Below are 19,062 nucleotides of genomic sequence, written 5' to 3'. Positions count from 1 at the left end.
GTGTGCCTCAAGCGTCACGCGAGTTACCGGGAAACGTCAACGACCGGTCTCCACGACGCCTCTTCGGAAACCTCGTAGCGGCGGCGATCGTCGGTTCGCGATGATGACGTGATGGCTGAACCTGACCCAAGCGACGGCTTGATCCGTCTCGAAAAGCTGATCACGAAGGACCTGCACACGTACCTTGACCCTACCAATCGCGCCTCTGTGATCGGCTGGGGACTCTTCTTCCAGGTAGAGCGCCAGATCCACGCGGTCCTGACGCTTCACGCTGCCGGCGCTTGCTCCGCCGCGATCCCGAACCAACGAACGGCGCTGGAGCACGCCGTCACGCTCCGGTGGTGTGTCGACCAAGGGGATCGAATCGGCGACATCTACAACCGCAAGCTCGGTAACGATCAGATCCAGCTCGCCAAAGCCCTGAAGGCGGACGGTACGAAGGATCGGTATGGGGATGCCTACAAGATCATGGCCGACACGGTACAGACGGTGAAGGAAACGATCTCCCCTGACCCCAACGAGCGGCTAGCGAAGATCGAACATCTCATGAAGGGGTACGGGCTCGCCAAGGAGTGGTCGTTCTACCAGGTCGAGTCCCGCTACGTGCACCCCACGCTTACGGGTGCACAGCTGTTCTTCAAGGACGACGGCGAAGCTTTCCACGTCAGCCAGGCTCCCATCCACCAGGAACCTGTGCCGTGCCTGCTGTTCAGTCTCTGGATCTTGCACGTCGCGATGCTGTCCTTCAACCAGATGCTGCGCGACAAGCCGTGGAGAGCCGAGCTTGAGCAGATCGCCAAGGAATACGACCTCACGATGACGCTGCCAAAGTGGCAAGGACCCGACGACTTGCACGCGAAGGGAGTCAGGTTGCCCAACTAGCGCCGTGTAGATCCACTAGGCGGGCGCTGCGCGCCTTCTTGATCAGACCTTCACCCACGCGAGACGCGCACCTCCTGGACCCTCTGGTGACGTTTGGGGAGCCCTCCTGTCACACGGCACGTGTCACCGATGTGTCACACACCTAGTCACAGCTCCCGGAGCACACTGCCCTGACCTGGACGTTTGCCAGACTGTGTGGACTGGACGGACGGTGCGGACTGCGCGTCGGTTTCTGGGGGTCAAGGGGTCGCAGGTTCAAATCCTGTCGTCCCGACGGGAGCAACGCTCCGAGGTCGCAGACAAGGGCCCTGCCTCACCGTGGTGAGGCAGGGCCCTTGTCCATTCTCCCTAGGGTCCGGGAACCGGCCGGGAACTGTTGCTTTGGTATCGGGGTGCGTACACTCCACTGCGACGTGTGATCATCGCGGTCGGAGGACGCGGCATGGGTGCACCTGGGACTCCCCGGCGTGAAGTGGTCACGGGGGTCCCGCGTGGCGGCCGTGCGGTCCGGGGAGGGCGTGCGGGGTCCGGACCCGGTCCCGTTGTCGACTCTCTCGGCCTGCGTCTCCTGATGCGGCGTCAACTCCGGCTCGGCCTGGTGGCCTTCGGTGTGCTCGTCGCCCTGCTCGGGCTGCTGCCCCTCGCCTTCGCGGCGTTGCCGGATCCGGCGGACTCGCCGGGCAGCGCACTGATCGTCTGGGCCGTGCTCGGTGTCGCCGCCTACCCGGCCCTCGTCGTCATCGGCCGGTGGTACGTCGTACGCGCCGAACGCAACGAACGGGACGCCGCGGACCGTACCGAAGGAGGCTGACGGTGGCCGGCGTTCGGCTGGACCGGTCGGGCCGCGCATCCGGGGCGGCCGGGTGAACCAGGCGTACGGCATCGTGGCCGTCTCCGCGGCGGTCGTCGCGACCCTGGTGATCGGCTCGACGGGACTGCGCATCTCCCGCACCACCTCCGACTTCTACGTCGCCTCCCGTACCGTCCCGCCGTACCTGAACGCCATGGCCATCAGCGGCGAGTACCTCTCCGCGGCCTCGTTCCTCGGCATCGCGGGGCTCGTCGCCGCCCAGGGCGTCGAGATGCTCTGGTTCCCCGTCGGCTACGCCGCCGGCTACCTCGTCCTGCTGGTGTTCGTCGCCGCCCCGCTGCGCCGCTCCGGGGCCTACACGCTGCCCGACTTCGCCGACTCACGGCTGGAGTCCCGGGCCGCCCGGCGTGTGGCCAGCGTGCTCGTCGTCGGTGTCGGCTGGCTGTACCTGCTGCCCCAGCTCCAGGGCGCGGGCCTCACCCTCGGGCTGGTCACCGGCGCGCCGCGCTGGCTCGGTGGGGTGCTCGTCGCCGTCGTCGTCACCCTGGCCGTGGCCGCCGGCGGCATGCGCAGCATCACCTTCGTCCAGGCCTTCCAGTACTGCCTGAAACTGACCGCGCTCCTGGTGCCCGCCGTCTTCCTGGTGCTCGCCTGGCACGGCGACCCGCGGCCCGCGGGCGCCCTCGACGAACCGCCCGCCTTCCGCCGGCACACCCGGGTCACCGTCGAGACCACCGTCCTGATCCGGATCGAGGCGCCGCTGCGGACGGTGGTGAGCGGTGCCGTGGACGGACGGGGGTACGACGACGGCCGGCTGGTGCTGGAGCCCGGTGTGCACGAGGTGCGCGGCGGGACGACGCTCCGGTTCGCGCCCGGCACCCCCGTGCCCGAGCGCGAGAGCGGGGACGGCCGGCGGGACGGGGCCTCCAGCTGGGCGGCGCCGCTGTCGGGCGGCCGGGACGATCACCCGCTGTACACGACGTACGGGCTGATCTTCGCCACCTTCCTCGGCACCATGGGGCTGCCCCACGTCCTCGTCCGCTTCTACACCAACCCCGACGGCCGCGCCGCCCGGCGCACCACCGTGATCGTGCTCGCCCTGGTCGGCGGCTTCTACCTGCTGCCGCCCCTGTACGGCCTGCTCGGCCGGATCTACGCCCCCGACCTGCTGCTCACCGGCACCACGGACGCCGCCGTGCTCGTCCTGCCCGAACGTCTGGTCGGCGGCCTCGGCGGCGATCTGCTCGGCGCCCTCGTCGCCGCCGGCGCCTGTGCCGCCTTCCTGTCCACCGCCTCCGGGCTCACCCTGTCCGTCGCGGGCGTCCTCAGCCAGGACGTGCTGCCCTCGCTCGGCGTCCGCCACTTCCGGCTGGCGACGCTCCTGGCGGTCGCCGTGCCCGTCACGGTGAGCGTGGCCGCCAGTAAACTCCCCGTCGCCAACGCCGTGGGACTCGCCTTCGCGGTGGCCGCCTCCTCCTTCTGCCCGCTGCTGCTCCTCGGCATCTGGTGGCGCGGCCTCACCGCGCCCGGCGCGATCGCGGGGCTGCTCACCGGTGGCGGCAGCGCCCTCGCCGCGGTCGCCCTGACCATCGCCGGACCCCTGACCGGGCCCCTCTCCGACGGCTGGGCGCACACCCTGCTCGCCTGGCCGGCCGTGTGGTCGGTACCGCTCGGCTTCCTGACCATGATCCTGGTCTCGCTCGCCACCCGGGACCGGATCCCGGCCGGCACCGAGGCCGTCATGGCCCGCCTCCACCTGCCCGAACGCCCCACCGGCCAGGACGCGCCCCCCACCCGCCGAGGAGTGACCACCCCATGACGATCCGCATGACGACCCGCCGCCGGCCCGCCGACACCGGGGGCCCCGCATGAACGGGCTCGCTCTTCCCGCGCCCGGAGCCCCCGCGTGAACGGGCTCGCCCTCCTCGCCGCCGGAGCCCCCGTGCTGTTCGCCGCCGGCCTCGGCGCCGGCCGTCTCCTGGCCCGCCGGACCCACCCGGACGGCACGGACCACGGCACCCCCGTGGAACGCGCCACCTTCCACACCCTGCACACCGCCTCCATGGCCGCGCCCCCGCTGCGCGCCGGACTCACCGAGGACGCGGCCCGCAAGGCGGTACGACGGCTCCGGCCGCTGTTCGCCACGGCCGCGCTCGGCCTCACCGCCGAGGACCGGCTGCTGGCCTGGGACGGACCGGGCCGGCACCACACGGACACCGCCCTGGACCGGGTCCGCCAGGTGCTGGCCACCGGCCGCCCCCAGACCTTCACCGTCGGCTGCCCGGACCCGGACTGCCCCGTACGCCGGGGCGCCGTCGCCCCGCTCACCGTCGACGGACGGGTGCTCGGCGCGCTCGTCGTGCTGGGCTCCGGGGGGTCGCAGTCCGTGGTCCGGGCCACCGAGGAGGTGGCGCGCTGGGTCTCCGTGCAGCTCGAACTCGCCGAACTCGACCGGACCCGCACGGGGCTGATCGAGGCGGAGATCCGGGCGCTGCGCGCGCAGATATCACCGCACTTCATCTACAACTCGCTGGCGGCGATCGCCTCGTTCGTGCGGACCGACCCCGAGCGGGCCCGGGAGCTCCTGCTGGAGTTCGCCGACTTCACCCGCTACTCCTTCCGCCGGCACGGTGAGTTCACCACGCTGGCCGAGGAGCTGCGCTCCGTGGAGCAGTTCCTGGAGCTGGTCCGTGCCCGGTTCGGGCAGCGGCTGCAGGTCACCCTGCAGATCGCCCCCGAGGTGCTGCCCGTGGCGGTGCCCTTCCTGTGCCTCCAGCCCCTGGTGGAGAACGCGGTCAAGCACGGGCTGGAGGAGAGCGTCGAGCGCAGCCGCATCGCGATCACCGCGCAGGACGAGGGGGCGACGGCCCGCATCGTCATCGAGGACAACGGGGTCGGCATGGAACCGGACCGGCTCCGCCGCATCCTGCGCGGCGAGGGCAGCCCCTCGGCCGGCATCGGGCTGCGCAACGTGGACGAGCGGCTGCGCCAGGTCTACGGCGACGAGCACGGGCTGGTCATCGAGACCGGTGTCGGCGCCGGCATGAAGATCACCATGCGCATCCCCAAGTACCGAGGGGGAGCGCAGCGGTCCTCACGTCACCGAGCCGCCCGCGGGTGACCCGCCTCCCCGTCCGCGGGGGCGCCGGCCGCGGTGTCCGGAACCTGCTTGCGCTGCCGCCGTGCCGCCATCACCGCGTAGACGATGACGCCCACGAACAGGAACAGCACGCCCTGGTAGACCGCCGCGTAGCCCGCGCCCGCCATCAGCCAGACGGAGAAGGCGGCGGCCACCGCGGTGATCACCGAGTCCCGTACCAGCCGCGCCCGGTCCACCGCCTCACCGCGGCCGGAGACCAGGTGGAAGATCTGGGCGGCGGTGGCCAGCAGGTACGGGACGGTCGCGGTGAACGTGGTGACCAGGACCAGGACCTCGAAGACCTTGCCCGAGCCGGAGGCGTAGTTGTAGACGGTGAGCAGCGAGGCGAGCACGACCGTCACGCCGACGCCGACCGTGGGCACGCCCCGCCGCCGGCGCGTGAAGGCGCTCGGGAACAGACCGTCGTGGGCCGCCGCGTACGGTGTCTGGGCGCTCAGCAGGGTCCAGCCGTTGAGGCAGCCGGTCATCGACACCAGGGCGGCGAGCGCCACCGCCGTACCGCCCCAGCTGCCCCCGAACATCGCGTTCACGGCGTCCGAGAACGGTGCGGTGGAGGTCACCAGACGGTCGTGCGCGACCGTGCCGAACACGGACAGCGTGCCCAGCAGGTAGACCAGCGCGGCGCCCGCGGTGCCGATCACGGTGGCGCGCCCCACGTTGCGGCGGGCGTTCTTCACCTCGCCCGCGCTGACGGCGGCGGACTCCACCCCCAGGTAGGAGAAGAGCAGCAGGGCGGCGGAGGCGGACACCGCGCCGACCGCGCCCTGACCGCTCGTGTTGAACGGCCCCAGCCGGTCCGGGTCGAAGAAGAACAGCCCGCCGACCGCGACGAGCAGCAGCGGCACGAACTTCAGCACCGTCGACACCAGCTGGACGGCGCCGACGTACCGGGTGCCCGCGAAGTTGGCGAGCGCGGGCAGCCACTGCAGGGCCAGCGCGGCCAGGCACGCCGTCCAGCGGTGTCCGTTCACCGGGACCAGCACGTCGAGGTAGCCGACGGCGGCCACGGCGAGCGCGGCGTTCGACACCCACGTGGTGATCCAGTACGACCAGGCCGCGAGGAATCCCGCGAAGTCGCCGAAGGCCTCGCGGGCGTAGACGTAGGGCCCGCCGGTGCGCGGGTCGCGCGCCGCGAGCCGGCCGAAGACCAGGGCGAGCGCGATGGCACCGACGGTCAGCACGCCGAAGGCGACCAGGCTGACCGTGCCGTACGGGGCGATGGAGGCGGGGAGCAGGAAGATGCCGCCGCCGATGATGTTGCCCATGACCAGCGCGGTGGCGACCGGCAGGCCGAACCGGCGGGCATGTCTGCCGGTGTCGCCGTGCGGGTCCTCGGCGGGGCTCGCGGAGGACGGGGCGGGGACCCCCGCGGGGGCCGGAGCCGACTGCGGGACGGTTCCGGTGCTGTGCATCGGTGGTGCGCCTCTCATGGAACTGGTTCCCGGGATCGCCGGGACCAGCCCATGGTCGGGGATGCGCCGATGTGGCTCAAAATCGCCGTTTTTTGTTCTGTAGGGGTCGCCTGATCACGGAAAATGCGTCGTGGCGCGGCCCTCGCGCCGCCAGATGTCCGGCGCCTGCCGCGGTCAGTCCGGTGCCGCCCAGAGGCTGCGCACATGCCCCAGGTGCCGGGTCATGACCGCGTGCACGGCCTTCTCGTCGCGCTCCAGCAGCGCGTCCAGCAGCTCCAGGTGCTCCTCGGCGGAGGCGAGCAGCCGGCCCGCCTCCACCAGCGCGGTCAGGCCGTAGAGACGGGAGCGTTTGCGCAGGTCGGCGACGACCTCGACCAGGTGGGCGTTGCCGGCCAGGGCGAGCAGCCCGAGGTGGAAGCGGGTGTCGGCCTCGACGTAGCCGATCAGGTCGCCGGCCGCGGCGGCGGCGACGATCTCCCGGGCCGCCGGGCGCAGCGCCTCCAGGGAGACGCGGTCGGCGGTGCGGGCCAGCTCCACCACGGTGGGGATCTCGATCAGCGCCCGGACGTGCGTGTACTCGTCCAGCTGCCGGTCGGAGACGACGGTGACCCGGAAGCCCTTGTTGGGCACGGTGTCGACCAGCCCCTCCTTGGCCAGGTCGAGCATGGCCTCCCGCACCGGCGTCGCCGAGACACCGAACCGGGTGGCCAGCGAGGGTGCCGAGTACACCTCGCCCGGCCGCAGCTCGCCCGCGATCAGCGCGGCGCGCAGGGCGTCCGCGACCCGCTCGCGGTAGCTGCTCCGCCGGCCGCCCAGCCGGGGGAGCGCGGGCAGCTCCGCGCCTCGCGCGCCCTGAGCCGTGTTCTGTGCCATGTCACGCATCACCGGGTGAGTGTAGAGGACCCTTAGAGCACGAAGCCCTCCGGGAACGGGTCGGTCGGGTCCAGCAGGTACTGTGCGGTGCCCGTGATCCACGCGCGCCCGGTGAAGCTGGGCAGCACGGCCGGCGCCCCGGCGACCTCGGCGGTCCCCAGTAGCCGGCCGGTGAACCGGGTGCCGATGAACGACTCGTTCACGAACTCGGTGTGCAGCGGCAGTTCACCGCGCGCGTGCAGCTGTGCCATCCGCGCGCTGGTGCCGGTGCCGCACGGGGAGCGGTCGAACCAGCCCGGGTGGATGACCATGGCGTGCCGGGAGTGCCGGGCCGTGGCACCGGGCGCGTACAGGTGGACGTGGTGGCAGCCGCGGATGGTCGGGTCCTCCGGGTGCACCGGCTCCGCCTGCTCGTTGATCGCCTCCATCAGGGACAGCCCGGCCGCCAGGATGTCGTCCTTGCGGGCCCGGTCGAAGGGCAGTCCGAAGGTGTCGAGCGGCAGGATCGCGTAGAAGTTGCCGCCGTAGGCCAGGTCGTAGGTGACGGTACGGCCGTCGGGCAGGGTGACCTCGCGGTCCAGGCCGGCCGCGAACGAGGGGACGTTCCGCAGGGTCACGCCGCGTGCGGCGCCGTTCTCCACCGCCACCTCGGCGACCACGAGCCCCGCGGGGGTGTCGAGCCGGATGACGGTCACCGGCTCGGTGACCTCCACCATGCCGGTCTCGACCAGCACGGTGGCCACCCCGATCGTGCCGTGCCCGCACATCGGCAGATAACCGGAGACCTCGATGTAGACCACGCCCCAGTCGCAGTCGGGGCGGGTGGGCGGCTGCAGGATCGCGCCGCTCATGGCGGAGTGGCCGCGCGGCTCGTTCATCAGCAACCGCTTGACGTCGTCGCGGTGTTCACGGAACCACAGCCGCCGTTCGTTCATGGTCGCCCCCGGGATGGCGCCGATCCCGCCGGTGATCACCCGGGTCGGCATGCCCTCGGTGTGCGAGTCGACGGCGTGCAGGACGAGCTTGCTGCGCATGGTCCGGCTCCCTTACGCGAGGCCCGCGGCGACGGCCTTCTCGGTGGCCGCGCGGACCGCGGCCTCCTGCTCGGGCAGCAGCGGCACCCGCGGCGGCCGCACCGGGCCGCCGTACCGCCCGACGACGTCCATGGACAGCTTGATCGCCTGCACGAACTCCACCTTCGAGTCCCAGCGCAGCAGTGGGTGCAGCTGCCGGTACAGGGGGAGCGCGGTGGTGAGGTCACCGGCCAGCGCGGCGCGGTACAGCTCCGCCGAGGCCCGCGGGAGCGCGTTCGGATAGCCGGCCACCCAGCCCTTGGCGCCGGCCACCGCCAGCTCCAGCAGTACGTCGTCGGCGCCGATCAACAGGTCCAGCTCCGGGGCGAGTTCGGCGATGCGGTAGGCGCGGCGGACGTCACCGGAGAACTCCTTGACGGCCTGCACGAGTCCCTCGCCGTGCAGCCGGGCGAGGAGTTCGGGCACCAGGTCGACCTTGGTGTCGATCGGGTTGTTGTACGCCACCACGGGCAGGCCCGCCTCCGCGACCTCCGCGTAGTGCGCGAGCACCGACCGCTCGTCGGCACGGTAGGCGTTGGGCGGCAGCAGCATCACCGCCGCACAGCCGGCCTCGCCCGCCTGCTCCGCCCAGCGGCGGGCCTCGGCCGAGCCGTAGGCGGCGACCCCCGGCATCACCCGCTCACCGCCGATCGCGGCCACGGCCGTCTCCACCACCCGGGCCCGCTCCTCAGGGGTGAGCACCTGGTACTCGCCGAGCGAGCCGTTCGGCACGACACCGTCGCAGCCGTTCGCGACGAGCCAGGCGCAGTGCTCGGCGTAGCGGTCGTGATCGACCGAGAGGTCGGAGCGCAGGGGGAGGGCGGTGGCGACGAGGATGCCGCGCCAGGGACGGTGCTGTGCCTCGGACATGGGTGATCCCTCATTCAGTAGCGTGTGACATATTACTGAGCGGTCAAGGGTGCCGGTCTCACTCCTTCTCCGGCAGGGCGGCCAGGACGCCCAGCGGTACCGGCCGGGCGAACGGCCGGCGTCCGGCGGTGAGCGGGCAGCCGGCCAGGCCCGCCACCGCGGGCCCGCACATCCGGCCCTGGCACCAGCCCATCCCGGCCCGGGTGAGCAGCTTCACCGTGCGCAGGTCCCCGGCGCCCAGCGTGCCGGCGGCATCCCGCACCTGTCCGGCGGTGACCTCCTCGCAGCGGCACACCACCGTGCCGTCCGGGACCCGGTCCGCCCAGCCCGCCGGCGGGGCGTACACGTCGTCCAGGGCCGTGGCGAACTCCCGCAGCCGGGTCCTGGCCCGGTCGGCGGCGGCCCAGCGGCCCGGGTCGGGGGTGGTGCCGTGCAGCCGGGCGGCGGCCGAGCGGCCGGCGATGTGGCCCTCGGCCAGCGCCAGCGCCGCGCCGCCGACACCGGTGGCCTCCCCGGCGGCCCAGACACCGGGGACGTCGGTGCGCTGCTCGGCGTCGACCCGTACGGCGGTGCCGGACAGGGTGCAGCCGAGGGTCTCGGCGAGGTCGGTGTGCGGCAGCATGCCGTGGCCGACGGCGAGGGTGTCGCAGGGGATGCGCCGGGCGCTGCCGGGCCGGAGCCGGCCGTCCCGGTCGAGCGCGGCCACCGTGACCGCCTCCAGCCGGCCGGTGCCGTGCGCCGCGACGACGGTGTGCCGGGCCAGGGTGCGCACACCGTGCCGGAGCAGCCGGGCCGCGTATCCGGCGCCCTCGGCGAGCTTTCCGGGCTGCGCGGCCAGGGCGGGCGCCCGGCGCAACAGCGCGGCCGGATCGGCGGACTCGACCAGCGCGGCGACCCGGGCGCCGGCCGCGGCGAGCCCGGTGGCCACCGGCAGCAGCAGCGGCCCGGTCCCGGCCACCACCACCGTCCGGCCGGGCAGCACCAGGCCGCCCTTGAGCATGGCCTGCGCGCCGCCCGCCGTGACGACCCCCGGCAGCGTCCAGCCCGGGAAGGGCAGCACCCGCTCGTACCCGCCGGTGGCGAGCAGCACGGCGTCGGCCCGGACGGTGACGCCCACCTCCTGCGCGGGGCCGCGCAGGGCGTGCACGGTGACCGGTCCGGCATCCGACTCCCGCTCCAGGCACCAGACGTGATGATCGGTCAGGTGGGTGATCCGGCCGGCCGCGCGGTGCCGGGCCAGCGCGTCCCGCAGCCGCTCCCAGGTGCGCCACTGGTGGTGCAGGGCCTGCGGCCGGCGTGCGCCGAGGGCCGGGGCGGGCTGCCGGTAGAACTGCCCGCCGGCCTGCTCGGCCGCGTCGACCAGGGTCACCCGGACGCCTCGTGCCGCTGCCGCCAGCGCCCCGGCGAGGCCCGCGGGGCCCGCGCCGACGACGGTGAGTCGCGGTGGTTCAGTCATCGCCGTGGCCCGTCCCTTCCTGTGTGCGGATCACGTCTCCCGGGCGCACCGGCACGAGGCAGGCCCGTTGGTTCGGGCGGCCGTTGACGGTCACCAGGCAGTCGAAGCAGACCCCGATCCCGCAGAACACCCCGCGCGGCTCGCCGGTGCCGCGCGTGCTGCGCCAGGCCGTCACGCCCGCCGCCCACAGCGCCGCCGCGACCGTCTGGCCCGGCAGCGCCGGCAGGGGCCGGCCGTCGAAGCTGACGGTGCAGGTCTCGCCCGGGCGGGCGCGGGCCGACTTCAGCGGATTCACCGGGCGTCGCCTCCATCGGTGTCGAACCGCTCCGGGCGGAACGGCGTGAGATCCAGCTCGGGTGCCTTCCCGGTGAGCGCCTGCGCGATCAACCGCCCGGTGCCGGGGGCGAGTCCGATGCCGGCGCCCTCGTGCCCGCAGGCGTGGAACAGGCCGGGCGCCCGCGGGTCGGGGCCGATCGCCGGCAGGTGGTCGGGCAGGTACGGCCGGAAGCCCGCGTACGTCCGCAGCGCGCGGACCCGCTCCAGGAACGGGAACAGGCCGACCGCCCCGGCCGCGAGCGCCCGTACCGCGTCCAGCGACAGCGAGCGGTCGAAGCCCACCCGTTCCCGCGTGGCACCGATCAGCACCGGGCCGGCGGCCGTGCCCTCCACCACCGGCGAACTGCGCAGGGCGGCCGAGTCGCTGGCCACGTCGGCCACGTAGTCCGCGGCGTACACCTTGTGCCGGACCATCCGCGGCAGCGGCTCGGTGACCAGCACGAACCCGCGCCGCGGCAGGACCGGCAGCCGGACGCCGGCGAGCGCGGCGAGGTCGCCGCCCCAGGTGCCGGCCGCGTTCACCACCGCCGGTGCGTGGATCTCGCCCCGGTCGGTGCGGACGCCGTACACCGTGCCGTCCGCCGTCCGCAGCACCCCGGTCACGGCCTGCCCGGGGTGCAGGGCGGCACCGGAGGCGCGGGCCAGGTGTGCGGCGGCCAGCGCGGGCATGACCTGGGCGTCCTGCGGGTAGTGCACACCGCCCGCCATCCCCGGCGCCAAACGCGGTTCCAGCTCGGCGAGTCGGCCGCCGTCGACGGGTACGGCCGTGACGCCGGCGTCGCGCTGGCCCGCCGCGAAGTCCCGCAGGGCGTCCAGGGCCGGGGCAGTGGAGGCGACCACGAGGCCGCCCTTGGGTTCGTACTCGATCGCGGCGCCGTGCTCCCGCGCCAGCTCGGCCCACAACCGGGCGGACAGCAGGGCCAGTTCGAGTTCCGGGCCCGGTTCCTTGTCGGAGACGAGCAGGTTTCCCTCGCCGGCGCCGGTGGTGCCGCCCGACACCGGGCCCCGGTCCACGAGGCGCACGTCGAGCCCGGCGCGCACGGCGTACCACGCACAGGCGGCGCCCACCATCCCGGCCCCGACGACCACGACATCGCAGGTCAGTCGCTTCGTCACGGCAGTACTATGTCACATGTTCCTCCAGGTGAGGAGTCCCCCGCGCCGACCCCGCGTCCCGGTCGGGTCCGCGTCCTGGTCGGCGCCGCGTCCCGGCCGGCCCCGCCCCCCCCGGTCGGCCCGGATCCCGGTCGGCTCGTGCTCCGGTCAAGCTTCCGGCGCGCACACCCTCTTGACGTCGTACCACCCCGGATCGACACTCCAGGGAGGGAATCCTAGTGAACAGGTAGGGAATCATGACGCGCCTCGCGACGGGCACCGGCCGTACGGGCCGGACGCCGTTGCGCGCCCCCCTGTTGACCTCCCGCCGCCACATCGACCTGCAGCGCGTCTGCAGCGCGATCAGCCGCCACCGCTGACCCGGGCCCCCACCCCCGCCGACCGGCCCAGTACGCGCCGGCGCGTCCGTCCGCACGCCCACCATCCGGGGAGACGCATGTCCATCACTCCGCTCGCCGCCGTCCCGTCCGCCCGCCGTACCGCCCCCGTCTTCCGGGGCCGGATCGGCCGGGACGCGCGCAGCGGCCACTACGCCGTGCCGCACCGCTACCGGCTCCATCTCTCCACCGCCTGCCCCGACGGGCTGCGCCTCGCCGTCGGCCACAGCCTGCTCGGCCTGGACGCCGACTGTCCGGTCACCCTCCTGCCCGCCGTCCCGGACTGTCCCGACGGCGGCCATTCGGCCCTGCGCCCGCTGTACGAGGCCGGCGCCCACCACTACACCGGACCGGCGCTCGGACCCGTGCTCAGCGACGACTGGTCCGGACGCATCGTCAGCACCCACACGCCCGACATCCTGCGCGACCTGGACCGGTTCCGGCCGGGCGGCGGCGCCCGCCTGTACCCCTCCGGGCTGGAGTCCGTGATCGAGGCCGTCGAGCGCATGTGCGCCGAGGGCATCGAGGAGGCCGCACAGCGCGCGGGACAGGCCGGTGCCGGCCCGGCCGAGCGGGCCGCCGCCCTCGACGTGCTGCTCGACACCCTCGGCCGGCTGGAGCGACGGCTGGACGGGGAGTCGTACCTCGCCGACGACCGGCTCACCGCCGCCGACATCGAGCTGTGGGTGACCCTCGTGCAGCTCGACACCGTCCACCGCTGCCACCTCGACGCCTCCGCGGTGCACCGCATCGCCGGCCACCGCGCCCTGTGGGCCTACGCCCGACGGCTGGCCGCGCACCCCGCGTTCGGCCGCCACCTCGACCTCGACGGCATCGCCCGCCGCCACCACGGCCGCTGCCAGGGCCTGGAGGCCGCCGGAGCCGCTGTCCAGATCCTGGACTGGATGGGCCACGCCGCGGAAACCCCGGACGCTTCCCGCAGGTGAGAGCGGGTCGCCGGTGTCCAGTGGGCGGACGGCCGTTGACAATCGCACGGGCAACTGCCTTACTTACGGCTCAAGAACGGTCATGAGCGTCAGCGCCAAGCCCTGGCTCGCTGACCGGCAACCCTCGCACCGCGGTGGGGTGCCCCAGGTGACGACCGGACCGGATGACGTTTCGGTAAGCGCGAGGCCCCCCGGGGCCCGGAACAGTGACAGGTGACGCCATGTACGCAGCTCCCAGGACGGCCGAGAGCCGCCCCCAGGGCTGCGTACCGTCGTACGCCGGTCTCCTCGTCGCCGACCGTGCCGTCGACCTGCTCCGCGTGAACAGCGCACTGTGTACCGCACCGGGCTCTGCCCGCTGTCAGGGCTGACGTCTCCTCCCAGCCCCCGCGTTCCCGCCGCACACCGTTCCCGGGTGTGCCGTTGTCCGCCCCAGCCCCCGGTCCCGTGCCCGTCCGTGCGCCGCCCCGTGCCGTAGTGCCGCCGTGGCCCACGCCCGCCCGTGCGCGGCTCCCGGGGGTGTCCGACTCCGCCGGAGCCTGCCATGAGTGAACCGCCGGGCGCCGCCGTCTCGCTGGCCGAGGCGCCGCCGACACCGACCGACATACCGTCAAAACCCGCGGCCGCACAGCGCGTTCAGCCGCTGCGCCGGCCCGGCCGGTGGATCGTCACCGCCGTCGTCCTCGTACTCGTCGCGCAGATCCTGCACGGACTGGTCACCAACCCCTTCTACCAGTGGGACCGCTTCCGCTACTGGTTCCTGCGCCCCACCGTCCTCGACGGCCTCCTCGTCACCCTCGAAGTCGCCGCGCTCAGCGCCGTCCTGGGACTCCTCGGCGGGATCCTGCTGGCCCTCGGCCGGCTCTCCGGCAGCCCGGTGCTGCGCGCGGTCAGCTGGACGTACACCTGGCTGTTCCGTTCCGTACCGCTGATCGTGGTGCTGATCTTCCTCTACAACTTCAGTGCCCTGTACAAGACCTTGAGCCTCGGCGTGCCCTTCGGTCCCGCCTTCGTCACCTTCGACGAGTCGAAGCTGGCCACCGACATGACGATCGCCGTCATCGGCCTCACCCTCAACGAGGCGGCGTACGCGGCCGAGGTGGTGCGCGGCGGCATCCTCTCCGTCGACCAGGGACAGCACGAGGCGGCCGCCGCGCTCGGCCTGCCCAAGGGCTACCAGTTCCGCCGGATCGTCTTCCCGCAGGCGCTGAGGTCCATCACCCCGAACTACGTCAACCAGCTGATCGGCCTCATCAAGAGCACGTCCCTGGTCTTCTACGTGTCCCTGCTCGACATCTTCGGCACCGTCCAGTCGATGAGCAGCACCTACCCCGGTGACGTCGTGCCGCTGCTGATGGTCGCCACCGTCTGGTACCTGATCCTCACCAGCGCCGTGTCCGTCGTCCAGTTCTACGTCGAGCGGTACCACGCCCGGGGCGCCACCCGCACCCTGCCGCCGACGCCCTTGCAGAAGGCGCGGGCCGGCCTCGCCTCACTGCGTGACCGGCTGCGCAGGGAGGCCGCCGTATGACCACCGCACCGACCCTCCCGGAGACCGCCCCCGCCGCGCTCGAAGTGCACGGCGTCCACAAGTGGTACGGCGCCCACCGCGTCCTCGACGGCATCGACCTGACCGTCCGCCCCGGCGAGGTCACGGTGATCCTCGGGCCGTCCGGCTCCGGCAAGTCGACGCTGCTCAGGATGATCAACCACCTGGAGAAGCCCGAGATCGGTCACGTCAGCGTCGGCGGCGAGCTGATCGGGGTGAAGCGGCACGGGGACCGGCTCAAGGAACTCAGTGAGCGTGCCATCCTCGCCCAGCGCGGCCGGATCGGCTTCGTCTTCCAGAACTTCAACCTCTTCCCGCACCTGACCGTCCTCGACAACGTCGCCGCCGCCCCCGTCGCCACGGGCCGGCTGACCAGGGCGGCGGCCGTGGCGCTGGCCCGCGAACTGCTCGACCGCGTGGGCCTCGGCGACAAGACCGGCGCCTATCCCCGGCAGTTGTCCGGCGGCCAGCAGCAGCGCGTCGCCATCGCCCGCGCCCTCGCCCTGCGGCCCGGGATCATCCTCTTCGACGAACCGACCTCGGCACTCGACCCGGAACTCGTCGGCGAGGTGCTGGCCGTCATCAAGGACCTGGCGACCAGCGGCACCACCCTGGTCATCGTCACCCACGAGATCGGCTTCGCCCGCGAGGTCGCCGACCGGGTCGTCTTCATCGACGGCGGCCGGATCGTCGAACAGGGCCCGCCCGGCGAGGTGCTGGACCACCCGCGGCACCAGCGGACCCGGGACTTCCTCGGCAAGGTGCTCTGACCGGCTCCGGCTCCGGGACCAGCACCGGCTCCGGCACCAGCACCGGCTCCGGAACTTGCCCTCACTCGAGGGCCCTCCACTACGCACCCCGCAACGACTCTCCGTCAACACCTCTGCGAACGACAAGGACAGCCATGCCCAGCCACCTCTCCCGACGCGGCCTCCTGCGCGGCCTCACCGCGGCCACCGCTGCCTTCTCCCTCGCCGGCGGCCTCACCGCCTGCGGTGGTGACAGCGAGGCCGCCGCCACGACCGACACCACGGGCACGGTGACCGTGGGGAGGCTGTCCAACGGAGCCGCCACCCAGACCGCACTGAAGGTCTCCGAAGTGAAGTCCATCAGAGCCCACCTGCCCGCCTCCGTCCGCAGCAGGGGCAAGCTCGTCATCGGCATCGGCGCCCTGCCCTCGGGATCCGCGCCGCTGACCTTCCTGGGCAGCGACCAGAAGACCCTCACCGGCTCCGAGCCCGACCTCGGCCGCCTGGTGGCCGCGGTGCTCGGCCTCGAACCCGAGATCAGGAACTCGACCTGGGAGAACCTCTTCGTCGGCATCGACAGCGGGAAGGTCGACGTCGCCTTCTCCAACGTCACCGTCACCGAGGAGCGCAAGAAGAAGTACGAGTTCGCCTCCTACCGCAAGGACAACCTGGCCTTCGAGGTGCTGAAGAAGAACCCCTGGAACTTCGACGGCCGCTACCAGAACCTCGCCGGCAAGACGGTCAGCGTGGGCGCCGGCACCAACCAGGAGAAGATCCTGCTGGAGTGGAAGGCGAGACTCGCCAAGGAGGGCAAGAAGCTCACCGTCAAGTACTTCCCGGACCAGAACTCCATCAACCTGGCCCTGAAGAGCGGCAAGATCGACGCCTACTTCGGCCCCAACCCCACGATCTCCTACCGTGTCCGGCAGACCGCCAGGACCCCCCAGCCGACCCGCAACGCGGGCACCTACTCCGGCGCCGGCGCCACGCTCCAGGGCCTGATCGCCGCCACCGCCAAGAAGGACAGCCACCTCGCCGAGCCGGTCGCCGAAGCCATCAACTACCTGATCGAGCACGGGCAGTACGGCAAGCTGCTGGCCGCCTACAACCTCTCCAACGAGTCCCTGGCGAAGTCGGAGGTCAACCCTCCCGGGCTGCCGCTGGACAACTCCTGATGCACCGTCACGTGCCCGGCGGCGGAGCAGGCCCGTTCCCGCCCGACGCCCCCGCCCTCGACAACGCCGTCTGGGCCGCCCTCGACGGGCCGCACGCCCACCTCGCGCAGCGGTTCGGGCGCGCGGCCCGCTACCGGCCGGAGATCTACGCCTTCGCGGCTGTCGCCGACCCGGCGGACCCCTCGGCCTGGGACGACCTGCACACGCTCGTCGGCCCGGGAACCACCGTACGGGTCAAGCCGGTCGAGCGGGTCCCCGACGGATGGGAGGCGCTCGGCGACGGCGAGGGTGTCCAGCTCGTCGACACCGCGCTGCGCGCCGAACCGGCCCCGGAGGCGGTGCGCCTGGGACCCGGGGACGTCCCCGAGATCCTCGACCTGGTCGCCCGCACCCGGCCCGGGCCGTTCCTCCGACGGACCGTCGAGATGGGCACCTACCTCGGCATCAGGCACCACGGCAGGCTCGTCGCCATGGCGGGGGAGAGACTGCGGCTGCCCGGCTGGACCGAGATCAGCGCGGTGTGCACCGACCCCGCGTACCGCGGCCGGGGGCTGGCGACCCGGCTGGTGCGCGCGGTCGCGGCGGGGATCCGGGAGCGCGGGGACACCCCGTTCCTGCACGCCGCCGCCGACAACACGTCCGCCATCCGGCTGTACGAGTCGATCGGGTTCACCCTGCGCCGCCGCTCCCGCATCGTGCAGGTGCGCAGTCCGGGAACAACCGGCGCCGGCCGGGCGTTGAGTGTCATGACGAGAACCGACAGGCGGTCGCAGGCAAGGCCCGCCGCGTCCGACGCAGGGAGGTGACGGCCGTGACCCGAGTGCCCCCGCAGGCACGCCCGCCGCGCCCCGTGCCCGCGTACCGCTCCGTCCGTCTGCACTCCCGGCCGCACATAGACCTCCAGCGCGTGTCCGCCGCGCTCTGTCGCCCCTGACGTCTCCCCGGTCCCTCTTCCTCCGGCCCGGGTCTCCTCCTGCCGCGCTCGCCCGTGGCCGACGCCGCCCGCCCCGGCCGCCGTCGGCACCGCGAGCCGGTGTTCACGTACGGACATCAAGGAAGGCACCGACGTGTCCTCGACCTCCCCCGCACCTCTGCACCTCGCCGTCGCCCTGGACGGCACCGGCTGGCACCCCGCGTCCTGGCGCGAGCCGGTCGCCCGCCCCCGCGACCTGTTCACCGCCGGCTACTGGACCGACCTGATCACCGAGGCCGAACGGGGCCTGCTCGACTTCGTCACCATCGAGGACGGCCTCGGCCCGCAGTCCTCCCTCCCCTTCGCGCCCGACGAGCGCACCGACCAGGTCCGCGGCCGGCTCGACGCGGTCCTCATCGCCTCCCGCGTCGCCCCGCTCACCCGCCGCATAGGCCTGGTGCCGACCGTGGTGACCACCCACACCGAGCCGTTCCACATCTCCAAGGCGATCGCCACCCTCGACTACGTCAGCGCCGGACGCGCGGGCCTGCGCGTGCGGACCACCTTCCGCCCCGACGAGGCCGCGCACTTCGGCCGGCGCACCGTCCCCCGGCTCGACGGCTTCGACGGCCCGGACGCGCAGGAGGCGATCACGGAGCTGTTCGACGAGGCCGCCGACCACGTCGAAGTGGTGCGCCGGCTCTGGGACAGCTGGGAGGACGACGCCGAGATCCGGGACGCGGCCACCGGCCGCTTCATCGACCGGGACAAGCTGCACTACATCGACTTCGAGGGCCGCTTCTTCAGCGTCAGGGGCCCCTCCATCACGCCCCGCCCGCCGCAGGGCCAGCCGCTCGTCACCGCCCTCGCCCACCAGACCGTCCCGTACCGGCTGGTCGCCCGCCAGGCCGACATCGGCTACGTCACCCCACGGGACGCGGACCACGCCCGGGCGATCGTCGCCGAGATCCGCGCCGAGCAGGAGGCGGCGGGCCGCGCCGGGGAGACCCTGCACGTCTTCGGTGACCTCGTCGTCCTCCTGGACGACAGCCAGGCCGAGGCGGAGGCCCGCCGGGACCGCCTCGACACGCTCGCGGGCGAGCCGTACACCAGCGACGCCCGGATCTTCACCGGCACGGCAGCCCAGCTCGCCGACCTGCTGGAGGAGCTGGCGGGCGGAGGGCTGAGCGGATTCCGGCTGCGGCCCGCGGTCGCCGGCCACGACCTGCCGCGGATCACCCGGGACCTGGTCCCCGAACTGCAGCGCCGCCGCCGCTTCCGGGACGTCTACGAGGCCGGCACCCTGCGCGGGCTCCTCGGCCTCACCCGCCCCGCCAACCGCTACGCAGCAGCCTGAGACGCC

19 protein-coding genes and 1 riboswitch are annotated in these 19,062 nt (G+C 73.1%); of the genes, 12 read left to right on the top strand and 7 right to left on the bottom strand.

The window, feature by feature from the left end:
* Window positions 1–111: 111 nt before the first annotated feature.
* The 4 genes from IEZ20_RS25700 (at window position 112) to IEZ20_RS25685 (ending at window position 4,814) form a co-directional block, all read left to right on the top strand.
* Complete coding sequence (locus IEZ20_RS25700; RefSeq protein WP_189302845.1) at window positions 112–882, top strand: DUF5677 domain-containing protein; 771 nt, start codon at window positions 112–114, stop codon at window positions 880–882.
* 571 nt (window positions 883–1,453) lie between these two features.
* Window positions 1,454–1,693, top strand: coding sequence for a hypothetical protein (locus IEZ20_RS25695; RefSeq protein WP_308434691.1), 240 nt, complete (start codon window positions 1,454–1,456; stop codon window positions 1,691–1,693).
* Between the two features lie 52 nt (window positions 1,694–1,745).
* The gene (locus IEZ20_RS25690) at window positions 1,746–3,512 is read left to right on the top strand and encodes a sodium/solute symporter (protein WP_189302841.1); all 1,767 of its coding nucleotides are present in this window, start codon (window positions 1,746–1,748) and stop codon (window positions 3,510–3,512) included.
* Between the two features lie 87 nt (window positions 3,513–3,599).
* Window positions 3,600–4,814: a GAF domain-containing sensor histidine kinase gene (locus IEZ20_RS25685; protein WP_189302839.1), complete on the top strand. Its 1,215-nt coding sequence runs from the start codon at window positions 3,600–3,602 to the stop codon at window positions 4,812–4,814.
* Here IEZ20_RS25685 and IEZ20_RS25680 read toward each other — a convergent pair.
* From IEZ20_RS25680 to IEZ20_RS25650, 7 genes are all read right to left on the bottom strand, one after another.
* Entirely contained in the window at window positions 4,793–6,265 is a 1,473-nt protein-coding gene (locus tag IEZ20_RS25680; RefSeq protein ID WP_229896271.1) for an amino acid permease, read from the bottom strand. The genes IEZ20_RS25685 and IEZ20_RS25680 overlap by 22 nt on opposite strands.
* A 174-nt stretch (window positions 6,266–6,439) precedes the next feature.
* Window positions 6,440–7,147, bottom strand: a complete 708-nt coding sequence (locus IEZ20_RS25675) for a GntR family transcriptional regulator (protein WP_229896270.1) — start codon at window positions 7,145–7,147, stop codon at window positions 6,440–6,442.
* 23 nt (window positions 7,148–7,170) lie between these two features.
* Window positions 7,171–8,172 carry a proline racemase family protein gene (locus IEZ20_RS25670; protein ID WP_189302837.1) on the bottom strand — a complete coding sequence of 334 codons (1,002 nt, stop codon included), beginning with the start codon at window positions 8,170–8,172 and terminating at the stop codon, window positions 7,171–7,173.
* Window positions 8,173–8,184: 12 nt separating this feature from the next.
* Window positions 8,185–9,081 (bottom strand): dihydrodipicolinate synthase family protein, encoded by an 897-nt coding sequence (locus IEZ20_RS25665; protein ID WP_189302835.1) that lies wholly within the window; start codon window positions 9,079–9,081, stop codon window positions 8,185–8,187.
* A gap of 58 nt (window positions 9,082–9,139) precedes the next feature.
* On the bottom strand, window positions 9,140–10,537 hold the full coding sequence (locus IEZ20_RS25660; protein ID WP_189302833.1) for an FAD/NAD(P)-dependent oxidoreductase: 1,398 nt from the start codon (window positions 10,535–10,537) through the stop codon (window positions 9,140–9,142).
* Window positions 10,530–10,832 carry a (2Fe-2S)-binding protein gene (locus IEZ20_RS25655; RefSeq protein WP_189302830.1) on the bottom strand — a complete coding sequence of 101 codons (303 nt, stop codon included), beginning with the start codon at window positions 10,830–10,832 and terminating at the stop codon, window positions 10,530–10,532. Before IEZ20_RS25655 ends, IEZ20_RS25660 begins: the two co-directional genes overlap by 8 nt.
* Entirely contained in the window at window positions 10,829–11,989 is a 1,161-nt protein-coding gene (locus tag IEZ20_RS25650; protein ID WP_189302828.1) for an NAD(P)/FAD-dependent oxidoreductase, read from the bottom strand. Before IEZ20_RS25650 ends, IEZ20_RS25655 begins: the two co-directional genes overlap by 4 nt.
* Before the next feature lie 236 nt (window positions 11,990–12,225).
* Between IEZ20_RS25650 and IEZ20_RS40465 the strand changes: the two genes are divergently transcribed.
* The 8 genes from IEZ20_RS40465 (at window position 12,226) to IEZ20_RS25620 (ending at window position 19,056) form a co-directional block, all read left to right on the top strand.
* Window positions 12,226–12,348 carry a putative leader peptide gene (locus tag IEZ20_RS40465; RefSeq protein ID WP_256464654.1) on the top strand — a complete coding sequence of 41 codons (123 nt, stop codon included), beginning with the start codon at window positions 12,226–12,228 and terminating at the stop codon, window positions 12,346–12,348.
* A 77-nt stretch (window positions 12,349–12,425) separates the two neighbouring features.
* On the top strand, window positions 12,426–13,313 hold the full coding sequence (locus IEZ20_RS25645; RefSeq protein ID WP_189302826.1) for a glutathione S-transferase C-terminal domain-containing protein: 888 nt from the start codon (window positions 12,426–12,428) through the stop codon (window positions 13,311–13,313).
* Window positions 13,314–13,391: 78 nt separating this feature from the next.
* Window positions 13,392–13,501, top strand: a riboswitch (SAM riboswitch).
* Between the two features lie 356 nt (window positions 13,502–13,857).
* Window positions 13,858–14,844 (top strand): amino acid ABC transporter permease, encoded by a 987-nt coding sequence (locus IEZ20_RS25640; RefSeq protein WP_189302823.1) that lies wholly within the window; start codon window positions 13,858–13,860, stop codon window positions 14,842–14,844.
* Complete coding sequence (locus tag IEZ20_RS25635; RefSeq protein WP_189302821.1) at window positions 14,841–15,632, top strand: amino acid ABC transporter ATP-binding protein; 792 nt, start codon at window positions 14,841–14,843, stop codon at window positions 15,630–15,632. The genes IEZ20_RS25640 and IEZ20_RS25635 overlap by 4 nt, the downstream gene beginning before the upstream one ends.
* Before the next feature lie 134 nt (window positions 15,633–15,766).
* Entirely contained in the window at window positions 15,767–16,786 is a 1,020-nt protein-coding gene (locus tag IEZ20_RS25630; protein ID WP_189302819.1) for an ABC transporter substrate-binding protein, read from the top strand.
* A complete protein-coding gene (locus tag IEZ20_RS25625; protein ID WP_189302817.1) occupies window positions 16,786–17,592 on the top strand; it encodes a GNAT family N-acetyltransferase in 807 nt (268 codons plus the stop codon). Before IEZ20_RS25630 ends, IEZ20_RS25625 begins: the two co-directional genes overlap by 1 nt.
* A complete protein-coding gene (locus IEZ20_RS40750) occupies window positions 17,589–17,720 on the top strand; it encodes a putative leader peptide (RefSeq protein ID WP_373303965.1) in 132 nt (43 codons plus the stop codon). Before IEZ20_RS25625 ends, IEZ20_RS40750 begins: the two co-directional genes overlap by 4 nt.
* 133 nt (window positions 17,721–17,853) lie before the next feature.
* On the top strand, window positions 17,854–19,056 hold the full coding sequence (locus IEZ20_RS25620) for an LLM class flavin-dependent oxidoreductase (protein WP_189302815.1): 1,203 nt from the start codon (window positions 17,854–17,856) through the stop codon (window positions 19,054–19,056).
* The last annotated feature ends 6 nt before the right edge of the window (window positions 19,057–19,062 follow it).

Origin of the sequence: Streptomyces cinerochromogenes, from assembly GCF_014648635.1 — a bacterium.
GTDB classification, from domain to species: Bacteria; Actinomycetota; Actinomycetes; order Streptomycetales; family Streptomycetaceae; genus Streptomyces; species Streptomyces cinerochromogenes.
The sequence above is the reverse complement of the archived record's forward strand: the minus strand, read 5'-3'. Positions and strand labels throughout refer to the sequence as shown.